16 protein-coding genes are annotated in these 21,450 nt (G+C 45.3%); 10 read left to right on the top strand and 6 right to left on the bottom strand.

Annotated features, from left to right (window positions below; all coding sequences use genetic code 11):
• Positions 1–1,398, top strand: a 1,398-nt coding sequence (locus tag QUB77_RS11605; RefSeq protein ID WP_333170462.1) for an Ig-like domain-containing protein, incomplete at its 5' end; no start/stop codon positions are given.
• Positions 1,399–1,652: 254 nt separating this feature from the next.
• Here QUB77_RS11605 and QUB77_RS11600 read toward each other — a convergent pair.
• From QUB77_RS11600 to QUB77_RS11585, 4 genes are all read right to left on the bottom strand, one after another.
• Positions 1,653–2,357, bottom strand: a complete 705-nt coding sequence (locus QUB77_RS11600; RefSeq protein WP_333170463.1) for a rhomboid family intramembrane serine protease — start codon at positions 2,355–2,357, stop codon at positions 1,653–1,655.
• A 436-nt stretch (positions 2,358–2,793) separates the two neighbouring features.
• Positions 2,794–3,891 (bottom strand): DJ-1/PfpI/YhbO family deglycase/protease, encoded by a 1,098-nt coding sequence (locus tag QUB77_RS11595; protein ID WP_333170464.1) that lies wholly within the window; start codon positions 3,889–3,891, stop codon positions 2,794–2,796.
• A 136-nt stretch (positions 3,892–4,027) separates the two neighbouring features.
• The gene (locus tag QUB77_RS11590) at positions 4,028–4,786 is read right to left on the bottom strand and encodes an SDR family oxidoreductase (protein ID WP_333170465.1); all 759 of its coding nucleotides are present in this window, start codon (positions 4,784–4,786) and stop codon (positions 4,028–4,030) included.
• Positions 4,787–5,043: 257 nt separating this feature from the next.
• A complete protein-coding gene (locus QUB77_RS11585; protein ID WP_333170466.1) occupies positions 5,044–9,291 on the bottom strand; it encodes a PAS domain S-box protein in 4,248 nt (1,415 codons plus the stop codon).
• A 244-nt stretch (positions 9,292–9,535) separates the two neighbouring features.
• On the opposite strand from QUB77_RS11585, the gene QUB77_RS11580 reads away from it, so the two are divergent.
• From QUB77_RS11580 to tatC, 3 genes are all read left to right on the top strand, one after another.
• A complete protein-coding gene (locus QUB77_RS11580) occupies positions 9,536–11,710 on the top strand; it encodes an EAL domain-containing protein (RefSeq protein ID WP_333170467.1) in 2,175 nt (724 codons plus the stop codon).
• Between the two features lie 178 nt (positions 11,711–11,888).
• The gene (locus QUB77_RS11575; protein ID WP_333170468.1) at positions 11,889–12,836 is read left to right on the top strand and encodes an NAD(P)-dependent alcohol dehydrogenase; all 948 of its coding nucleotides are present in this window, start codon (positions 11,889–11,891) and stop codon (positions 12,834–12,836) included.
• A gap of 927 nt (positions 12,837–13,763) precedes the next feature.
• Positions 13,764–14,507: a twin-arginine translocase subunit TatC gene (gene tatC / locus QUB77_RS11570; RefSeq protein WP_333170481.1), complete on the top strand. Its 744-nt coding sequence runs from the start codon at positions 13,764–13,766 to the stop codon at positions 14,505–14,507.
• Positions 14,508–14,756: 249 nt separating this feature from the next.
• On the opposite strand, the gene QUB77_RS11565 is transcribed toward tatC, so the two are convergent.
• On the bottom strand, positions 14,757–15,065 hold the full coding sequence (locus QUB77_RS11565) for a carbon dioxide-concentrating mechanism protein CcmK (RefSeq protein ID WP_332957925.1): 309 nt from the start codon (positions 15,063–15,065) through the stop codon (positions 14,757–14,759).
• Positions 15,066–15,644: 579 nt separating this feature from the next.
• Positions 15,645–15,962, bottom strand: a complete 318-nt coding sequence (locus QUB77_RS11560) for a DUF3067 family protein (protein WP_006631237.1) — start codon at positions 15,960–15,962, stop codon at positions 15,645–15,647.
• Between the two features lie 221 nt (positions 15,963–16,183).
• Here QUB77_RS11560 and petC point away from each other — a divergent pair, with 221 nt between their 5' ends.
• The 6 genes from petC (at position 16,184) to QUB77_RS11530 (ending at position 21,364) form a co-directional block, all read left to right on the top strand.
• The gene (petC, locus tag QUB77_RS11555) at positions 16,184–16,726 is read left to right on the top strand and encodes a cytochrome b6-f complex iron-sulfur subunit (protein ID WP_333170469.1); all 543 of its coding nucleotides are present in this window, start codon (positions 16,184–16,186) and stop codon (positions 16,724–16,726) included.
• 172 nt (positions 16,727–16,898) lie between these two features.
• The gene (petA, locus tag QUB77_RS11550) at positions 16,899–17,888 is read left to right on the top strand and encodes a cytochrome f (protein WP_333170470.1); all 990 of its coding nucleotides are present in this window, start codon (positions 16,899–16,901) and stop codon (positions 17,886–17,888) included.
• Positions 17,889–18,036: 148 nt separating this feature from the next.
• The gene (locus QUB77_RS11545) at positions 18,037–18,888 is read left to right on the top strand and encodes an alpha/beta fold hydrolase (protein WP_333170471.1); all 852 of its coding nucleotides are present in this window, start codon (positions 18,037–18,039) and stop codon (positions 18,886–18,888) included.
• 111 nt (positions 18,889–18,999) lie between these two features.
• Entirely contained in the window at positions 19,000–19,443 is a 444-nt protein-coding gene (psbQ, locus tag QUB77_RS11540) for a photosystem II protein PsbQ (RefSeq protein ID WP_333170472.1), read from the top strand.
• A 334-nt stretch (positions 19,444–19,777) separates the two neighbouring features.
• A complete protein-coding gene (locus QUB77_RS11535; RefSeq protein WP_333170473.1) occupies positions 19,778–20,830 on the top strand; it encodes an FAD-dependent oxidoreductase in 1,053 nt (350 codons plus the stop codon).
• Between the two features lie 51 nt (positions 20,831–20,881).
• The gene (locus QUB77_RS11530; protein ID WP_333170474.1) at positions 20,882–21,364 is read left to right on the top strand and encodes a hypothetical protein; all 483 of its coding nucleotides are present in this window, start codon (positions 20,882–20,884) and stop codon (positions 21,362–21,364) included.
• The last annotated feature ends 86 nt before the right edge of the window (positions 21,365–21,450 follow it).

Genomic DNA, 21,450 nt, shown 5'->3' with positions numbered 1-21,450 from the left:
CCCGGGACAATAACGGAGCCATTGCCGATACAGGTTCCGGGTACGAGTCCGAGTCCGAGTCCGACTCCGACTGCGGGCGGGACAACCCCAAGTCCGAGTCCTTCGATCGTCCCGACTCCAACTGCGGCGCCCCCAACTCCTCCGCCTTTGGGCGGGGGGCCGACTCCGCCGAGTTTTACATCTCCGACTCCTAACCAGCCGCCGATCGTGGAAGCTGGCAAAACGGTGACTGGTTTGCAGAATTTGCCTCTGTCTCTGAGCATTTCGGCGCCCAGCGACCCGGAGGGCGATCCACTGTCGATCGCCGTAGTGGGACTTCCCAATCCTACTTTTGGTCAGGTAACTACCGGTACGAGCCCCGTCACCGTGAACCAAAAGTTAACCGTTCAGGATTTACTTGGGCTGACATTTCAACCGGGAACAAACGTGATCGGGCAAGCCGGTTCTTTCAGCTACAGCGTAGCTGACGACCAAGGCGGGACGGCAGCAGCCTCAGTCGCAATTAACATCAATTCTTTTGATACCTCCGTAACTGTTCCAACTCTCCTGCCGCCAATAGTTGTGGATGACGGCATCGTATTTACCAATACGAATAATTTGCTGCCCACTTTTATCGACGTACTGGCGAACGATTCCAGCCCGCAAAAAGGGACGCTCAGCATTATTAATGTCAGCACACCGCAACTGGGGATAGCTGTAAATCTTGTCTCTCAAGTGCAATTCATCCCCGGCAACGTAGCGGGTACAACTGCTTTCACCTACAGCGTCAGCGACGGATTCGGAACAATTCCGGGCGTAGGTACTGTCACCGTTCAAATCTTGCCTGCAGATAGCGGGCCTAACAATTTAGTTGGGGGTTCTTTGCCGGACAATTTGGACGCTTTGGCGGGCAGCGATACTATTGATGGTCAAGGCGGCAACGATACGATTAACGGCGGTGTGGATAACGACGTGATTGTAGGGGGCCTCGGCGCTGATACCATGACAGGGGGCGGCGGCAGCAATCAATTCCGCTATACCAGCCCTGCACAAGGTGGCCCTGCGTTTGATGCGGCTTCTTCGGCGGCGATCGAGGCTGCGATCGCGGCGGGCGGATACGATGTGATTACTGATTTTAGCGGTCTCGGTGTGCCGATCGCCGATCAGTTTAATTTTGCCCCCGGATTCCCCAATCTCAGCAATGGCAGTCAAGTTCTGCTGAATGTGCAGACAACTGTTTCTGCAAATATTCTGGGAGGAAGTGCTTTCTTGTTTGCCTACGATTCCGGCGGCAATACTTACATCATTTATGACGGCAATGGCAATAACCTCACCGGCAGCGATTCTCGCATTTTGGCGAAGTTAAATGGTGTAACTGGGGTTTCTTCTCTTTCGGGATTTGACTTGACGTTTATCTAGAAAGATAAGAGGTTTGAAACCGCAAATTAACGCAGATAAACGCCGATTGTGTTGGCTTTATCTGCGTTAATTTTTGTTTATCTGGGGGTAAAAAAGTAAACCTGATTATCTTTAGAAAACAAGCCCCACAAATGCCAGAGAATAGCACCGAAGTTTGATAAAAATCCGAGGTTTTAAACTGGCAATAAACGCAGATAAACGCCCATTTGTAGGCAGTTTATCTGCGTTTATTGGCGTTCATCTGCGGTTTTAAATTAAATCTGATTTTCGTCAGAAAAAAGTCCCAACAAAGGGCCGAGAATAGCGCCGAAAACAAAGCCTCCGGCGTGGGCCCAGTAGGCGACTCCCCCGGATTCCATGCCGACACTTGCCGGGGCATTTAAGGAAGCCAGGCCGCTCAATGCTTGCTGTGCAAACCAAAATCCTAGAAAGAAGAAAGCGGGGACTCTGACGGTGGTAATAAAGATTCCCAAGGGTAGCAATGTCAGAACTTTGGCTTGGGGATATCTGAGAATGTAAGCTCCCATCACGCCTGCGATCGCGCCGCTAGCACCTAGGGACGGAATGGCAGATGTTGAGGAAAAATACCACTGAGTTAGTGATGCTAAAACGCCGCAAGTAAGGTAAAATATTATAAATTTGACGTGTCCTAAACGGTCTTCTACGTTGTTGCCAAAAATCCACAGAAATAACATATTTCCGGCAATGTGGAGAAAGCCTGCGTGCAGGAATTGGGAGCTAATTAGTGTCGTCCATTCGGGAAATGGCGAAACTGGCAGAGCAACCTTACACATATTGCTTAACTGGCAAGGAATTACGGCCCAAGAGTAGAAGAATTGGGTTAATTCTCGATCGCCCAAACTGAGTTCGTACAAAAATACTAATATGTTTGCGGCAATCAGCCCGTAGGTGACGTAGGGAGTGATAGTAATGGGATTTTCATCGCGTAAGGGAACCACAGCCTTTTTTTCCTCATCAAAATATTGGCAACACAGTAGCGCATTTATTGCCCAGGTGTCTCCTGTCTAAAGGAAGAGGGAACAAGGCAATCGATTTTAGATTTTAGATTTTAGATTTTAGATTAGAAGAAAGCGACTTTACGGATGTATGCGGGGGCTGGTTATCCGATACTATATTTTTTATTTCTGCAGGGATGAATAGGGGGGCTTGTACCGCCCCCGGATGCCGCAAGCTTCCTTCAAACCCGCCATGTTCCGCTGAAACAAAAATAAAACCCTCCACCTTGCAGTTAGTTGAATATCTGCTTTTTAGTGTTGGGTTTTATTTTACCGCAAAGGGGTATATTGTAGGATTGCAGAGCAAGTTTGTAGTTGCGATATTGGTGCAGGTTTTCACCTCTCACAAAAACTCCAAACTTATTTATCCCCTTGCTGATTACATTTTGACAGCAGGGCTAGTCGAAGGTTTAGGCGACTTAATTTCCTGGGAAACTGCACGGGCGCGGTAGAGTTTAGCAACGACTTGTTCACACTTGGACAAATCCGATTCTATCTCTGTCAAAATAGCGGTTGATACCGGATCTGTGAACTTCACCCGCAGGTTGTTGACATCGACAACACCGGTTTGCAACTCACCGAGAGTGCTCCGCAGCAAAAACGTTTCATCCGTTCCTTGCATCGAGGTTTTTAATTTAGCGTATTTGTCAGCAATTTGGGCAGGAATTGAGGGCTTTTCACCGAAATCGTTGAGGCGTTTTTCGAGAGCGAGGATGTGGTTCTGTTTGTTTTGAATCATTTCTCTCAAGAGCGATCGCAAATCGCTATCTTGGGTTTTTTCCGCATAATTTTCAAATGCTTCGCAAGCATAGCGTTCCCCTGCGAGGGCGGTATTCAAACCTTTAACAATGTCGCCTTGTGTGGAGCCTCCCCAACCATTAGCTAATTTCCACCATTCTGCATTTGTGTCAGTTTCTTCTGGCAAACCGACTGCTTTTCCGCCGTAACCGAGGCGAGCCAGAATTGCCGTGGTAAATATTGCTAAATCTCCCGGTTGGCGGGAAGTAATCAAGTTGCCGTCAACTACTAAAGCTTCGTTAATGTAGTTAGCTCCGGCATTAATCATGTCTGTTTTAATTGCCAAGAAACCCGTCGCATTTTTGCCTTTCAGCAAGTCGGCTTCAATCAAAACTTGCGGGCCATGGCACACAGCAGCGACGATTTTTCCTTGCTCAAATGCTTCTCGTACAAAACGTACTGTATTGGGATTAGTCCGCATCATATCGGGAGCCATACCGCCGGGAATTATCACTGCATCGAATTCTGCGGGTACTGCTTCAGTGGTAGTTCCGTCAGCCTGCTGGGCAACTTTTCCTTGTTTCCCTGCATACTTTTCGTTTGTCCGCGAACCGAGGACAACTACATCAAAGTTTGCTTGTTTTAAGGCGTTGTAAGGAACTAGAAATTCCGAATCTTCTACTCCATTTTCGATGAGTATGGCAACTCGTTTGGTGTTGGTGCCGTTATCTGTTGTCATAATCAACTTTCCTCAGATGGTCTTTTCATCTAACATTAAGTCATTTATGATGTTTTTAGCGTCTTGCTAAAGTGATAAATTAGTTTGTTTTAAAAGGTGTCAGCGTGAGCCTTGAGAGGTATTTTACTGAATTGTCTCAATGCACGTAAGAAGCTCCATTAATATCGATCGTAGTCCCGGTAGCGTGTGCAGCTAAACCCGACGCTAAAAACGCGATAACATTGGCAACATCTTGAGGAGGAGCGATTTTGCCGATCGGGATATCGCGAATAATATCAGCTTCACCGAACTCCTGAATAAACTGATCAGACATTTCTGTACTGACAAATCCCGGTGCAACTGTAAAAGCCAAAATATTATCAGCCGCAAACCCTCTAGCAATACTGCGAGTTAAAGCAACAATAGCACCTTTAGAAGCCGCGTAGTGCAGATAATTCGGGTCATCGCCGCGAAAAGCAGCGCGACTTGCTATATTAATAATTGTACCGACTCTGCGAGTTTGAAAATGCAGAATAGATTCCCGGCACAAATCGGCAACGGCAACTAAATTTACTTGTAGAGTTTGCTGCCAAGCTGAAGACCAAATATCGAATTTGTCCTCGATACCCGCTGACTGCATAATCCCGGCATTATTAACTAAAATATCAATATGACCGCGCCATTTTAAAGCATCTTGCCACAAAGTCGAGGCCGCGTTTTCCACCCTCAAATCCGCTGCCAATAAATAACAGCGATCGCGCGCAACACTTGCTGCGATCGCTTCAGCTTCTTTCTGACTGCGAAAGTAATGCAAAATCACCTCAGCCCCAGCATTAACCAGAGTCCGTACCGTCACTGCACCAATCCCTTTCGAGCCACCAGTTACTAAAATTACCTTTCCGGTTAAATCAATCATTTATGTCTCTCTTTTCTCTTTCTCTGTGACCTCTGCGCCCTCTGCGGTTAATAAAAAAATAAATCCCCTTCACGCCAAAAATATAATTGCTATATGATACAGCACATTCCATCTAATGTATATGCCATTTCCTCATGCTGATAGATATCTGCAATAGGCCTATCCAAAAACTTCCCAAGCCTTTCACCTGTGGATTTCTATTGGAAATATAGCAACTGCTTACAGCACTATAGCTTCTTTGTCATTAAACTCCCTAACTACAGTGGATTCGGCAGCAGAGGTCGAATTAACTCCATAATTCGGTCAGAATTAAAATTATTGATATAATCCGTTAGGGCGTTGGAAAAACTTGCTTTGGATTCGGGAATTTGTAAAATTAATTCGTTCATAACTTCCGTATCGAGATAGTAAGCGGCGTGATACATTTCTTCTAACCACTGAGGGGGCATCATGGATATATCTTCTACAGACACCGTTTCAACTAATTGTTTTTGTGGAGTTTGTTCTACGACTTCGTAGATATATTCCACTGCCAAATATTTAGCGATTTTGTCAAAGATGTCTCTCTGCTGAAATGGCTTGCTTATAAAGTCGTTAAAGCCAGTCATAAGAACTTTCTCTCGCTCTTCTTCAAAAATACTGGCAGTTAAAGCAATAATGACAGTTTCTTGGCTCAGAGGGCGTTCTCTAATATATTTAGTAGCTGTGTAGCCATCCACGATCGGCATTCGTAGATCCATCAGAATCAGGTGCGGCCGCCAACTTTCCCACAGTGAGAGTGCCTCCCCTCCCTGTTTTGCTTCTCTTACCTCAAAGCCAACCGAAGTCAGGATCTCGACTAACCAGCGACGATTTTCTTCTAAATCTTCAACAATAAGAATGCGGTAAGTTGGTTGTCCGGGAGCTAAACCAATTATTTTTTGATTAATTGATTCTGGGAGTAAGCACTCTGCTTGAGGTAACTCTACAGCAATTTCAAAGGAAAAAGTGCTACCTCGGTGCAAAGTGCTTTTAACCCGAATCTGACCGCCCATGAGTTTGACGAGTTTTTGACTGATGGCTAAACCAAGCCCACTGCCTTGACTCAAATTATTCCCAGCTTGGGCTTGCACAAATACCTTAAATAGGCTATCAATTTCTGTGGGCGCAATTCCCACGCCTGTATCCTCAACTTCAAAACATAGGTGACAGGATGTTTGGTCTCTTTGTTTTGCTCTTACCCGTAGGGTGACGCTTCCTTGATTGGTAAACTTAATCGCATTTCCGAGCAGATTGACCAAGACTTGATAAAGTTTTTTCTCGTCGCTATGCACAAATTGAGGAATGTCGGGAGCGGGATCGAAAATTAGTTGCAATTCTTTAGATTGGACTTTAACTTGGAACATTTCTTCAATAGAACCCAGCAAAATTGTCAAATCAAAGTCAGAAAGATTGAGTGTCATCCGTCCGCTCTCTATTTTGGATAAATCTAAAATATCGTTAATCAAGTCCAACAAATGTCTACCGCTACGATTGACAATTTGTAAACGTTCTTGAATAGAAGGAGCCAGATTTCTCTCATAGCTCATCAATTGCGTGAATCCTAAAATTGAGTTCAGGGGGGTGCGGAGTTCGTGGCTCATGTTGGCGAGGAAGACAGTCTTGGCTTGGTTTGCTTCATTTGCCTGGTGAAATTCCAACTCAGCTTGTTTGCGATCGCTAATGTCAATTAAATATCCCAAGATTTCTACTGGTGTACCTGAACGATCTCGAATTAGCCTAAGCTGACTGAGCATCCAGCGATAAACCCCATCCGACCGACGAAAACGGTATTCGTGTAAATAAAAATCATTAACGAATACATTTGCTAAGCCATTAACCACTGGTTCTACATCATCGGGGTGTAAGTGATTCACCCAAAATTTAGAATCTTGTAAAAACTCTCTGCTTTCGTAGCCCAATATATCTTTGATATTTTCGCTGATGAACGTTGCTCCATAATCGCCAGCAGGTTTACTGCTAAAAATGACGACGGGGCTGTAGTTGAGAAGAAAGTTGAGGCGATTTGTGGTAGCTTGCAAGGCTTGCTCAGCCAGTTTTAGCTCTGTTGCGTCCTCCTGAACGGCAACATATACAGTTCCGTATTCAGGATGCTCAAACCTGGATGTATGAACTCTGCACCAAAAGAGACTTCCATCTTTCTTTTTATTGTGGACTTCATATTTCGCTTCCCCGGTGTGTTCAATTTGAGTGACGATATTTAGAACGGTTACATCTGGTGTAACGTTTGTATCAACATAATTCAAGACACCAACGGATTGACCTGCTAGTTCGCCCTCTGTGTAGCCAAACATAGCGTCAAAGGTAGGATTGGTGTAGACGATCATGAGGTCTGAGGCTTTGATTAAACACACTCCTCCTGCCATGTTATTCATGATAACGCTTTGAAGCTCTAGCGTCTTTTGAGCTTCTTTTCGAGCGGTAATGTCTTGGAGCTGAGCAATAAAATGCAGTGGATTTCCCTGTCCATCTTGTACTAGCGAGCCATCAAGAATAATCCAAATAATATGTCCTTGTTTATGGAAATACCGTTTTTCCAGTTGGTAAGTTGAAATTGTTCCTGCTAATAGTTGATGTGCATAACTAAGATCCCCGTCTAAATCGTCAGGATGGGTAATGTCTTGGAAAGTTAACGCTAACAACTCTTCTGAGGAGTAGCCAAGAATCTGACATAAGGCAGGATTGACTTTAATCCAGTGTCCATCAAGTGAAACGAGCGCCATCCCGATAGAGGCATCTTCAAACGCATGGCGAAACTGCTCTTCACTGTTTCGTAAAGCCATCTCAATTTGTTGGCGATTTATTTCAGCTCGTTTGCGATCGGTGATGTCGCGTTTAATTACAGAACACCCAGTAATTCTGCCTGTTGTGTCCTTCAGAGGTGATACGGTACAAGATACGTGGATAAGCTGTCCATCTTTTCGGACACGCACGGTTTCATAGTTTTCAACCGTTTCTCCTTGTCGAATCTTTTCTAGGATTTGCTGTTCTTCGTAGGTAATATTGGGGGGAATTAGAATGGCGATCGATTGTCCTATGATTTCTTCAGCCTTGTAGCCAAAGATTTTTTCTGCTGCATTGTTCCAGGTTAAAATGATGCCGTCTAATGACTTGCTAATAACTGCCTCACCAGAGTATTCCACAATCGCTGCCATGTGAGCCAGTGATGCTTCTACTTGCTTGCGATCGCTAATATCGCGCATAATAACAGTAAATACCGTTTCGTCTCCCATTTCCAGCTTAGAAATAGAGGCTTCAGCCGAAAACTGCGTTCCATCTTGACGACGCCCCAAAATCTCGCCTCGTTCTCCCATCCTTCGCGCTCTGCTAGAAGAGTGTGCAAATTGTTTGATATGCTGCGGATGTGCATCTCTAAACTGTTCTGGCAGGAGTAAATTCAGTGGCTTCCCTAAAATATCCTCAAATTTATAGCCAAAAATCTTTTCGGCTCCTTGATTAAACAGGGTAATACGTTGAGTGCGATCGACTGAAATAATTGCATCATTGGCGATTTCTAGAATTCCTGCAAAACGAGCCTGCGATTTTTGTAAAGCATCTGTTCGTTCAGCCACAAGAATTTCTAAAGTTTCGTTAAGTTTTTTAATTTCTGCTTCGGCTTGTTGGCGCTGGTAATCTATCTGATTCAAAAATCGAGCCGTCCCCAAGATGAGAATTGAGAATGTGAAAACCATAACAGTTGAACGCAATGTATAGCCAAAATTAGCGTTATACCAGCCTAACTTTTGTCCCTGAAGAGTGAACCAGTTCAGTGTCACTGGAAAGATTGTCCCCCAAGGCAGCAACCACCGAACCATTACTCCGCCTACCAGGGGACTGGTTACTACTTGCATTAATCCTTCCTTGGGGCGGAGCAATAAAATTCCTCCATAGAGGATGAAAAAGGTGGCGATCGTGTTTACGGGTTGAGTCGTCGTAATTGTGACCAAACATTCAAGAATATCGACATTGAATAGGTATCCAAATAAAGCTAGTAGAGAAATTAAAGCTGCAACACTACTAAAAATCTGAGCCAACCAAGTGTCCCATTGGGAATTTTGCCCTAACAGTAACAGTGCTAGTCCCATCAGCACAAAATTTAGGGCGGTACTTACTCCCATTCTTCCCGGATAAAGAGTCGCTGAAGACACGTAATCTGGGAAAAGCCACTGATCAATACCCAGCTTCCAAGCAAAAATATATTGGCTCAGCGTCAGCAGAGTGATGATGATTATGAATCCTGCCATCCCTTGAGCGATGCGATTGTGCAGTCGGGTTCTTTGGTACTGCAACAATCTTAAAGACCCTCCAGCCAGCAAAAAGCAAATTGCCGTGTTTGCTTTCATGGTCGAAGTCATACCGGGAAAACCACTTTTGAGTAGGGAGATCTCAAATTGCCAACCCAGCAGCACGAGACATCCGATCGCAATGAGGAGTAGACTTGCCATGTGAGAAATGCGCTTGTTCATAAATCGGCTGCTTGGGTTGAAACACTCTTCTTCTGATGTTAGGCGAAGCGAAGAAGGGCAACCACGGGGGGCTGCCTCTAACCGAACTATTCAGATTTTGTATGGTTGCGCCCCCTTGCCAGCCCCATATCTCCGGGATCGCAGGACTTCTTTGTGGGTAATGTGACTTTTTTAACCGAATAATTAAACTATACTATTTGTGCATATGTTTATATTCCTCTAGCAAGAAACTAGGGAGATGAGTATGATTGTTGATAGAACTAGCGATAGGGTTAGCGATCGAGCTACAAACTACCGAGGCAATATTTTAATTGTTGATGATTTGCCTGATAACCTGCGTCTTCTCAGGGATACTTTGAGGGAAGAGGGTTATAAAGTTCGCAGTGCTATAACAGGGGCAATGGCGATCCGAGCCGCCCAATCTCCATCGACAGAGTTAATATTACTAGATATTAAGTTGCCCGATATCGATGGCTATGAAGTTTGCCGACAATTAAAGTCTGACGAGCGCACGGCAGAGATTCCAATAATTTTTTTGAGTGCGCTAAATGAAACTTTTAATAAGGTGCAAGCGTTGGCTGCTGGAGGGGTAGATTATATTGCTAAGCCATTTCAAGTCGAAGAAGTATTAGCTCGTGTCGAAACGCACCTAACTATCCGACGGCTGCAACAAAGCCTCCAAAAGCAGAACTTACGTCTATTGATAGAAATTGAACAACGGCAACGTCTCGAAGAGTCTCTCTTTGCCGAAAAGGAATTGGCTCAAGTGACACTGGAATCCATTGGCGATGCGGTCATTACTACTGATGCCCAAGGTAAGGTAAGATATTTCAATCCTATAGCTGAGCGGCTGACTGGCTGGAAAACTCATGAGGTTCAAGGAGTTCCTTTCTCTACAGTCTTCTTAATTGTTGATCTAGTAACACGAGAGCCAGTAGAGAATCCTATAAACAAGGCTCTATTAGAGGAGCGAATTGTGGGCTTAGCTAACAATACGATTCTGATTGGCCATGATGGAACCGAGTATCCCATTGCTGACTCGGCAGCACCGATTCGAGACCGTAAAGGTCAAATTATCGGGGCAGTTATGGTCTTTCATGATGTTACTGAATCGCGCCATCTCAGCCGTCAACTCTCTTGGGAAGCCAATCACGATGCCCTAACGGGGTTAATCAACCGTCGAAGATTTGAGGAGGAGCTAGTTAAGGCGATCGCCTCTGTTAAAGATAGCAATCACCAGCACGCTCTCTGTTATTTAGATTTAGATCAGTTCAAAGTCGTTAACGATACCGTAGGTCATATTGCTGGCGATGAGCTACTGCGCCAAATCACCATACTTATTCAACAGGGAGTCCGTGCTAATGATATGCTGGCTCGCTTGGGAGGTGATGAATTTGGCATTTTGCTCACTCAATGTTCGCTCTCTCAAGCAGCTCAGATTGCGGAAAATCTCAAAGATCTAGTGCATCAGTTTCGGTTTATTTGGAATGGCCAAACCTTTATCATCGGAGTCAGCATTGGAGTTGTTGCTATTGACCAAACCAGCCAAGATTTGAGGGAGCTTCTGGGAGCTGCTGATGCAGCTTGTTATGCCGCCAAAGCCAGAGGCCGCAACTGTGTTCATATTTATAGTCTGGATGATAGCGAACTAATTAAACAACGTGGTGAGAGGCAGTTGATTTCCAAAATCAGCCGAGCGCTGGAAACCAATCGTTTTTCTCTCTATTACCAAAAAATTGTCTCTATTACCTCTCAACCATTAGTAGAGCATTATGAGATTTTGCTCAGAATGGTGGACGAAAATGGAGAAGTAGTATCTCCAAATGAGTTTATTCCCGCCGCCGAGCGTTACGGCTTGATAACTGAGATTGATTGTTGGGTAATCGAAAAATTTTTCTCTAATTATCACAAATTGCCGGAGAAAGATGTTCTTAGTCAAGGCTTGTATACGATAAATCTTTCTGGGGCTAGCATTAGTAACAATCAGTTTCTGAGGTTTTTAATCGAACAATTTTATCGCTACAAAGTACCCCCACAAACCATTGGTTTTGAAATCACGGAAACCGCAGCAATCGCAAACTTTGAGCAAGCCAGATATTTCATGAGCGAACTCAAAAAGATTGGGTGTTGCTTTGCTTTAGATGATTTTGGCAGTGGGTTGAGTTCCTTTGCTTATCTGATGAATTTACCAGTGGATTATCTAAAAATTGATGGTGCTTTTGTCAAGAATATTAGTCATAATTTGATTTCTCAAGCGCTGGTTGAAGGCTTTAATGGTATTGCCCATGCGATGAATCTTGAAACTATAGCTGAGTTTGTCGAAGACGAGGCTATCTTAGAAAAATTGCGGGAGATTGGAGTAGATTATGCTCAGGGTTATGGGATAGGCCGCCCCGTGCCTATTAACTTTAATCCCTAGCCATCGCACGCTTGCCAGCGAACCCATTGCCTCACGCCTGCCCCTTGTCTGGAGGCATCCAAGAGTCGATCGCGCGCTGCTACAAGGCTAGCTCAATTTACTGTGTCACATTGAGATCGAATGTGCTGTAATTGTAAAGGATTGAGTGTTCTATTGGAAATAAACCGGAAAATTTGCCATGAAAGCAGTTGCGTTCGATCGCTACGGTTCAGCCGAGGAATTGCAATACCGAGAGTTGGAAAAGCCGATCGCCAAATCCAACGAATTGTTAGTGCGAGTTCGCGCTAGCAGCGTCAATCCCGTAGACTGGAAAATCCGGCAAGGACACCTGCAACTATTAACAGGATTTAACTTTCCTCGAATCGTCGGTTCTGACATTTCGGGAGTTGTGGTGGAAGTCGGCCGGGAAGTGACCAAATTTCAACCCGGAGATGAAGTTTATACCTTCTTAAATCCCATCAGTGGGGGTGCTTGCGCCGAATACGCAGTCGTGGCAGAATCGGATGCGGCAATTAAACCGAAAAACATCACTCATGCAGAAGCAGCAGCAGTACCCATCGCAGGTTTAACTGCTTTGCAATCGCTCAGGGATTTGGGTCAAATTCAAGCAGGAAATAAAGTATTGATTAACGGCGCTTCCGGCGGAGTCGGCACTTTTGCCGTGCACATTGCGAAAGCAATGAATGCGGAAGTAACGGGAGTTTGCAGTGCAAAAAATAGAGAATTGGTCAAGAGTTTGGGAGCCGATTTTGTGCTGGATTACGCAGAAATTGACTTTACTCAAAAAGCCGATAAATATGATATAATTTTAGATGCTGTGGGGACAAGAACATTTGCTGAATGCGAAAAAGTGCTGCAACCAGAGGGAGTTTATATCTCGACTTTGCCAAGTTTCGAGAACCTCGCACCGATGTTAACGAGCTGGTTTATATCGGGTAAAAAAGCTAAATTCATTCTAGCCAATGCCAACACCAGCGATTTAGGGGCTTTGCGGGAGTTAATAGAATCCGATAAAGTTGAGCCGATTGTCGATCGCACTTACAGCTTACAAGAAGTAGCAGCAGCCCACGCTTACAGCGAAACGGGCAGGGCTGTCGGCAAAATTGCGATCGTGATTGACAGTTAAAAAAATTATGTTTGACCGACACGACTCAGACATTATATGTGTTACGTGGCAAGAGTTCACCAAAAAATGCGCGGTTGGAGTTAAAGTTAAAAGGGATCTCGGGCTTAACTCAATACGCTTGGGTTAAGCCCGATCCCCCCTAACCCCCCTTAAAAAGGGGGGGACAAGAGTGATCTCAAAGTCCCCCTTCTTAAGGGGGATTTTCGGGAAATAAACAGTGTCAACCCAACCGTATTGGAACTTAACCCGGAAACTCGATTTTTGCACTTACCTAGCTCCAAGACTAATAAACGTAAAACTTAAATAAAATCACAAATACCTATGACTGTGCCCTCAGACTTGGAGAGATCCGAACAAGATTCCGACAACAACCTCGAACAAGTTATCCCGGAAAATAGCATTGCACCAATCGCCGATGATTTCGTGGGTGTCAGTAAATTAGAAGACGAAGAAGTTAGCCCGGAAAATAGCATTTCACCAATCGCCGATGATTTCGTGGGTGTCAGTAAATTAGAAGACGAAGAAGTTAGCCCGGAAAATAGCATTTCAACAATCGCCGATGATTCCGTGGGTGTCAGCAACTTAGAAGGTGAAGAAGTTAGCCCGGAAAATAGCATTTCAACAATCGCCGATGATTCAGTTGATGTCAGCAACTTAGAAGGTGAAGAAGTTAGCCCGGAAAATAGCATTTCAACAATCGCCGATGATTCCGTGGGTGTCAGCAACTTAGAAGGTGAAGAAGTTAGCCCGGAAAATAGCATTTCACCAATCGCCAATGATTCAGTTGATGTCAGCAACTTAGAAGGTGAAGAAGTTAGCCCGGAAAATAGCATTTCACCAATCGCCGATGATTCCGTGGGTGTCAGTAAATTAAAAGACGAAGAAGTTAGCCCGGAAAACAGCATTGCACCAATCGCAGGCGGTGCGATGGGTCCCCGCAACTTAGAAAACGAATTTCTCGACGAACTTCCCGATGAAGTTGAGATGTCTTTGTTCGAGCATTTAGAAGAATTGCGTCTGCGAATTTTTTACTCGCTAATTGCAGTAGTAATCGCTGTAATAGGTTGTTTTTTGACAGTTAAACCCATCGTGCAACTGCTAGAAGTACCGGCCGGGCCCGTCAAGTTTCTGCAACTAGCTCCGGGCGAGTATTTCTTTGTTTCTATCGAAGTAGCCGGATACAGCGGTTTGCTCCTTGCCAGTCCGTTTATTTTTTACCAGATAGCGCTGTTTGTTCTCCCCGGTTTGACTCGCAAAGAACGCAGGTTGCTGGGGCCTGTGTTTTTCGGATCGAGTTTCTTATTTTTGGGCGGTTTAGTATTTGCTTACATCGCTCTGATTCCGGCGGCGCTCAACTTCTTTGTTAGCTATGGGGCGGATGTTGTAGAGCAGTTGTGGTCGATCGACAAATACTTTAAATTTGTGCTGCTGTTAATGTTCAGCACCGGCTTAGCTTTTCAAATCCCGATTCTCCAAGTATTGCTCGGTGTTTTGGGCATAGTTTCTTCTAAGCAAATGCTCTCCGGCTGGCGGTATGTAGTCTTGGGAGCGGCAGTTTTGGGAGCGGTTTTAACGCCTTCTACTGATCCTTTAACGCAAAGTCTTTTAGGAGGTGCGGTGCTGAGCTTGTATTTTGGCGGGGTTGGTTTGGTGAAGCTTTTAGGGCGCTAAAAACTCCACAGAAAGATTGATCGACTCCCCACAAAAAAATATAGAGACGCGATCGCCCGCGCCTCTATAATTACTAAAAGTTAAAATTCCACACCAAAGTTTTGTCAAAACTGTGAACCCGCGTAAAAGCAGGTTAAACCCCGCGACTTAAGGAGTGGAACACCCAAAATTTTAGACTAAGTTTCAAGCTCTCAGATTCAATACAAAAGTAAATCTAAAATCTAAAATCTAAAATCTAAAATCGACTGACTACATTCGGAACTGTTCGACTTCGGGAGTATAGCCGATCGGCAAAACGTAATCCAGATTCTCGTGGGGACGAGCAATTATGTGATACGATAGCAACTTTCCGCCATCGACCTTTTTAACTGATTCAACTCCAGCAGCCACTGCTGCTTGCACTTCAGAAACATCTCCTCGCACTATAATTGTCCAGTAGGCGCGGGTTATTTTCTCATAGCGAACTAAAGTAACACGGGCTGCTTTCACCATTGAGTCCGCAACTTCTACTGCAGCGGGAAATCCTAAGACTTCAACCATTCCCAGTGCAACACCCATTACAACATTCTCCTAAGTTTCACAAGATATCTGACACTCATTGTATGTGAAATTGTTGACAGAAATTGGTTCCGATGATTTTGGTAAGCTAGAAGTCCGATCGCCCAAAATTAAAAAAGCCCCTAAAAAGCCCCAGAAACTGTTGCGGCATTTAAATCCCACAGTTGGGGGCGCGCAGCAAAGCCCGCCACACAAGACTTTGAATCAAAACACCTGTGCAAATTAGATGCGCCACAGCTTAGTTTCTCACCAGCGGCAAGTCGTAGGACAAGATCGCCGATCGATTTTCGGGACTTTGGGCTCAACTAATCGGGTCGCGGCGCGACACAAAACTTTAGGGAACTCCCCGAGATCCCGGCTGTGGAGTCAATCGATTTTAGATTTTAGATTTTAGATTTTAGATTTTAGAATTGAAGCATTGACCCCACGGATAAATTCGGGGGGCAAGTTTCATCGGATACAGGTTTTTTATCTCTCGGTCCTAAGTCTGCGCGTTGGAATGAATCCGGGGGCTTGTATCCTGGATGATGAAGGCCAATCTAAAATCTAAAATCTAAAATCTAAAATCGACTGAGTGATTCAAAACTCGTCTACCAACCACTCCGAGGCTCTTTCACCCAAATCTAGGGGAACGCTGACAGCTTTACCCAAGCGGGGGCGATCGCGAGTAGTTACGATATATTCTCTCACCTGTTCTGTGCTCCCCCAGCCGTTGAGGTAATTGGCCACCGCATCCAAATGCTCGAAATAATCCGCCTCCGTCATGGGAAAAGATGCCTGTTCTAGATATTTCCACATAACTTGCACAAAAATCTTGCCCCGTGTTCGCCGCAATCTGATATCGTAAGACTTTCCCCATTTTTCTAGCAGTAGCTGGTGTAAATCCTTGCCCGTCATGGTTGCTCCTGAGTTAATCCATTAAACAATAAAAGACAAAGTTCAAAAAATGTAATAATACTCTAATAAAGGCTGGAAGGCGCATTCTTAAAAGGAATTTTCGCGGCCTAAAATTTGTGCGAGCAGATTAACGGCAATTATCCTCCTTCCTCTGCACGTACAGGTTCGCTAACAGCTAACAGCTAACAAACAAACGTAACTTAAAACCGTAAAGGCAGGTCATGGCTCAATCTTCTGCTGGAAATCCCGATGTTCCCGATATGGGGCGTCGCCAATTTATGAATTTGCTGACGTTCGGTACAGTCACAGGTGTGGCACTGGGCGCACTCTATCCCGTTGTCCAATATTTTGTTCCTCCGGCGAGTGGGGCAGTTGGCGGCGGAGTGACAGCTAAAGATGCTTTGGGTAACGACATCATCGTTAGCGAATATTTGGCTTCGCACCCGGCGGGCGATCGCACCTTAGCCCAAGGTCTCAAAGGCGACCCCACTTATCTTGTGGTGAAAGAAGACCAATCTATCGCCGACTACGGCATCAATGCAGTCTGCACTCACTTGGGTTGCGTCGTGCCTTGGAATGTTAGCGAAAACAAGTTTATCTGTCCTTGCCACGGTTCTCAATACAACAATGAGGGCAAAGTGGTGCGCGGCCCAGCGCCTTTGTCTCTGGCCCTGGCCCACGCCACTGTCGCAGATGACAAGATCGCTCTTACCCCTTGGAAAGAAACAGATTTCCGCACCGGCGAAGAACCTTGGTGGTCTTAAACTATTTTGGATTTTAGATTTGAGATTTTAGATAGGGGGTGAATGGTGAAAACCACAGATAATTGCATCCCTAAAGCAGTCTCATAATCCAAAATCCAAAATCCAAAATCCAAAATCCAAAATCCAAAATCCAAAATCCAAAATTGTCTGACCTTTGAGATTGAATACTCTAATGCCACAAACTAATTTATCTGCGATATTTCGCCGCAGTGCCAGGACGATCGCGAAAACAGCCTTAATTGCGATCGCAGCCGCAGCATTTTTCCTCACCAGCGACATCGCACTTCCCCAAGCAGCATTTGCTTACCCTTTCTGGGCTCAGCAAACTGCCCCCGCTACTCCCCGCGAAGCAACAGGCCGGATTGTTTGCGCTAACTGTCACCTCGGTGCAAAACCGACTCAAGTTGAAGTACCGCAATCTGTTTTGCCAGATACGGTCTTTGAAGCTATTGTCAAAGTTCCCTACGATACTACCGTGCAACAAGTGGTCGGCGACGGTAGCAAAGGTGGCTTGAATGTCGGCGCAGTTGTGATGTTGCCCGAAGGTTTCAAGATTGCCCCCGCTGACAGAATTCCCGAAGAAATGAAGGAAAAAGTCGGCGATCTTTACTTCCAACCTTACAGCGAAACCCAAGAAAATATTGTTTTAGTGGGCCCAGTACCGGGAGAACAGTACAAAGAATTGGTATTCCCAGTTTTGTCGCCGAATCCGGAAACTGACAAGTCCGTTCACTACGGCAAATACCAAATTTATGTTGGTGGCAACCGCGGCCGCGGTCAGGTTTATCCTACTGGCGAAAAGAGCAATAATACTGTTTACAATGCTTCGGTAGCTGGCACCATTTCTAAGATTGCTCAACCTGAAGATGGCGGTTATCAAGTGACAATTCAACCTGCAGAAGGTGCAGCAGTTGTTGATACGATTCCTGCCGGCCCAGAACTGATTGTTTCCGAAGGACAAACAGTTGCAGCAGGCGAACTTTTGACGAACAATCCTAATGTGGGCGGCTTTGGTCAAAAAGACGTGGAAATTGTGCTGCAAAGTGCAGGTCGAGTTAAAGGATTGATGGCTTTCGTGGCTATAACCATGCTCGCTCAAATCATGCTGGTTCTCAAGAAGAAACAGGTCGAAAAAGTTCAAGCTGCTGAAATGAATTTCTAAACGCGGCTGTACTAGATGGTAAGTAAGGTGCGCAATGCGCACCCTACGATGAGATGGTAAGTAAGGTGCGCACTGCGCACCCTACGATGAGATGGTAAGTAGGGTGCGCACTGCGCACCTTATTGTTTGATAAATCACAGATAAAATAATGTTAATTGATGAGAAAATAGTTGAAGTAGGCCCGCTGAAATGGTTTTATCGGGAAACAAATCCGGTTAACGCAACTGGTAAACCGCCCGTACTGCTGCTGCACGGTTTGCCATCCCAGAGTTTTACCTGGACTGTAATGATGCCGGATTTGGCTGCACAGGGATTTAGATCGATCGCCCCAGATTGGGTGGGCTACGGGCGATCGACAAAACCAGACAAGCGCGACTTTGCCTACACTCCCGATGCTTTTGTTGACGCCCTCGCTGGCTTTATTCAAGCTATAGAATTAGAGCGCTTTTCCCTCGTTGTCCAAGGATTTTTAGCTTCAGCCGGCATTCAATACGCTTTACGCAATCCCGATAAAATTGAGCGTTTAGCCATCATCAATACACCAGTCTCAGGAAATATAAGATTGCCTTGGAAAATGCAGCAGTTGGGGCTGCCTTTTATTGGCGACATGATGACGCAAGACCCGCTTTTGGTTGACAGAACTCTCGAAGGTGGCAGCCGCCAGACAATATCAGACAAGGATTTAGATGTTTACCGCAGCCCGTTTTTGAAGAGTTCGGATGCAGGTCGATCGCTGATGAATACAGTCCGCAATATTCAATTGCCGCAGTCAATGGCCGAAATTGAATCCGGCTTGAAAGGATGGACTCGACCAACTTTATTTGTCTGGGGTTTGACAGATCCTTGGCTGAGTGTTGAACCAGTTCAAAAGCTAGTGGGTTCCCTGCAAAATGCAGAGTTAGTCACACTGGAAGAAGCGGGGCATTATCCTCAAGAACATTGGTCAGAAAAAGTTGGCAATTCTGTGATCACTTTTCTGCGCCGCCAGGAGGTAAAATAATATTTTGTACATAACTCTAGGTGCTAGGTCAGTGAACCAGCTCCTCGCCGAGCTGCATTCCCAGGCAGTGCCAGAGAACGAGAAATCTAAAATCTAAAATCTAAAATCGATATGACTCGTCCCCGTTCAATTTTTGCCTTGATGATGGCGTTTTTGATGGCATTTCTGGTTAGTTGCAGCAGTGTCGAAGCAAAAGTTCCAACGACTTACACAGCAGCGCAGACTCAGCAAATTCAGCGCTATGTTCCTACCCTGACAGAGTTCCGATCGCGCATGGATAAACTGGGAACCCTAATTCAAAAGCGGAATTGGATTGATACCAGAACTTACATTCACGGGCCTCTAGGCGACTTGCGGAACACCATGAAAACCGTCTCTGCGAGTTTGTTGCCTAGTTCTCAACAACAAGCTGTTGATTTAACTAAGAGTTTGTTTACCGAGTTGGTTAACATCGATCTTGCTGCTAAAGACCTTGACTATGCAAAAGTCACGGCCAGCTATCAAAAAGCTGTCAATGATTTCGATACCTTCTTGCAGCTAATTCCTAAAGCTTAATAGCTTTAGGTGTTTGTAGGCTTGGCAGTTGATGGGTGTCAAATTAAGACTGAAACCCATAATAAATATCGCTTGTAGTCGAGTCTAGATCCCCCCTAACCCCCTTAGTAAGGGGGGGACAAGAGTATTCAAACTCCACCTTAAAAAGGGGGGCAGAGCATTCAAAGTGCCCCTTATTAAGGGGGATTTAGGGGGATCGAGACTTCGAGATAAACGATAAAAACAGAGGATTTTACTGTTAATTTGACACGCTTTGCGCTGAGAACGCTACAAAAAACTTCTATCAAATCTAAAATCTAAAATCTAAAATCTAAAATCTAAAATCTAAAATTGAATGGTTCGCGTTGCAATTATTGGTTGCGGTATTATTGGGGCTTCAATCGCCTTTGAACTAAGTCAATTTCCCGAACTGAAAGTTACTGTGTTCGACAAACAGCCGCCGGCACAAGCTTCTACTGGCGCGGCACTCGGTGTTTTGATGGGAGTTATCAGCCACAAAACTAAGGGCAGAAATTGGCAGTTGAGGGAAACCAGCCTTCAGCGTTACGCAACTTTGATTCCCGAATTGGAAGCAGTTACGGGGCAAAAAATTCCTTTTAACAAACAAGGAATTTTAATGCTGTGTTCGGAGGGAGAGGATTTAATTAAGTGGGAAAATTTGATAGCAACTCGCCGGTCTCAAGGTTGGCAATTGGAACTTTGGGATGTGGAACGAGTGCGCGATCGCTGCCCTCATCTCTCTTTAAACGATCGCATTATTGCTGCGATTTATTCACCTCAAGACCGGCAAGTCGATCCGACGGCGCTAACTTTGGCTTTGGTTGATGCTGCTGAACGAAATGGGGTAATTTTTCAGTTTGGCGTGGAAGTTGAAGCAGCGGAGATTGCTGCTAGTTTGGAGTTCGATCGACTAATTGTGTGCGCTGGTTTGGGTTCTGCTGCTGTGACTGCATCGTTAAATCAGTTGGTTGACATTCGCCCGGTGTTGGGACAAGCGCTGCATTTGCGATCGGCCAAGCCTTTAGGAAACCCTGATTTTAGGCCGGTAATTACTTGCGATGACGTTCACATTGTGCCTGTGGGCGATCGGGAATTTTGGGTGGGGGCGACAGTGGAGTTTTCAGAAAATGGCGGGGAAATTCAGGCGAATGCTGATATGTTGGCGCAAGTGATGGCGAGGGCGAGATCACTTTGTCCGGGTTTAGCAGAAGCTGAAATCATCAGGAAATGGTCAGGATTGCGCCCGCGGCCGGAAGGGCGGCCGGCCCCAATTATCGAGACGCTTCCCGGTAACGATCGCGTTCTCATCGCCAGCGGCCACTATCGCAACGGTGTTCTGCTGGCCCCTGCAACAGCGCGATCGATCCGAGAAATGATTTTGCAATAATTAACAAATGTTAATACAATCAAGATAGCCATTCATATCTTACATCTAAATATGTCCGACAAACCTTTAGGTAAACCCCGCTCTTTGTGGCGAGTAATTTTGCTATCCGCAGTCAGCTTGCTGCTATATTACGGATGGTACAAATGGATTATTCAAGAAGAATTGCGTCGCTATAACGGCAGCGGTTGGTCGGGAACTCTTTGCTTGCTTCCCTTTGTTTTAGGAGTAGCCGTCCCCCAAGCTTTGCGGATATTCGACCCTGACGTTCCCGGATGGTTTGGTTGGTTTTCCTTGCTGGGTATTGCTTGGATTTACATCGTGCAGTTCAAACTTTACAAGACAGTGAACGAATTGTACCGCCAAGAAGGAATCAAAGAACCCCTAACAGTTTGGTGGATTTTTGTACCCGGTTTGAATTTAGTTGTCGGCTTGCGACAAATTCACTTTTTGAGCCAGTTTTGGGCGAGAAAACAGGGAATTGAAGTTAAGGATAACTTAGCCGAAAGCATGCCTTTTCTCTCAGCTAACGCCTAAAGGGAAACTGTTAGAGTCGATAGGGGCATTTCTACCCCTACCTCTCCTTCAGAACGGAACGTGAAGCTTTCGCTTCATTCCGCTCC

Origin of the sequence: Microcoleus sp. AT9b-C3 (assembly GCF_036705485.1) — a bacterium.
GTDB lineage: Bacteria > Cyanobacteriota > Cyanobacteriia > Cyanobacteriales > Microcoleaceae > Microcoleus.
The sequence above is the reverse complement of the archived record's forward strand: the minus strand, read 5'-3'. Positions and strand labels throughout refer to the sequence as shown.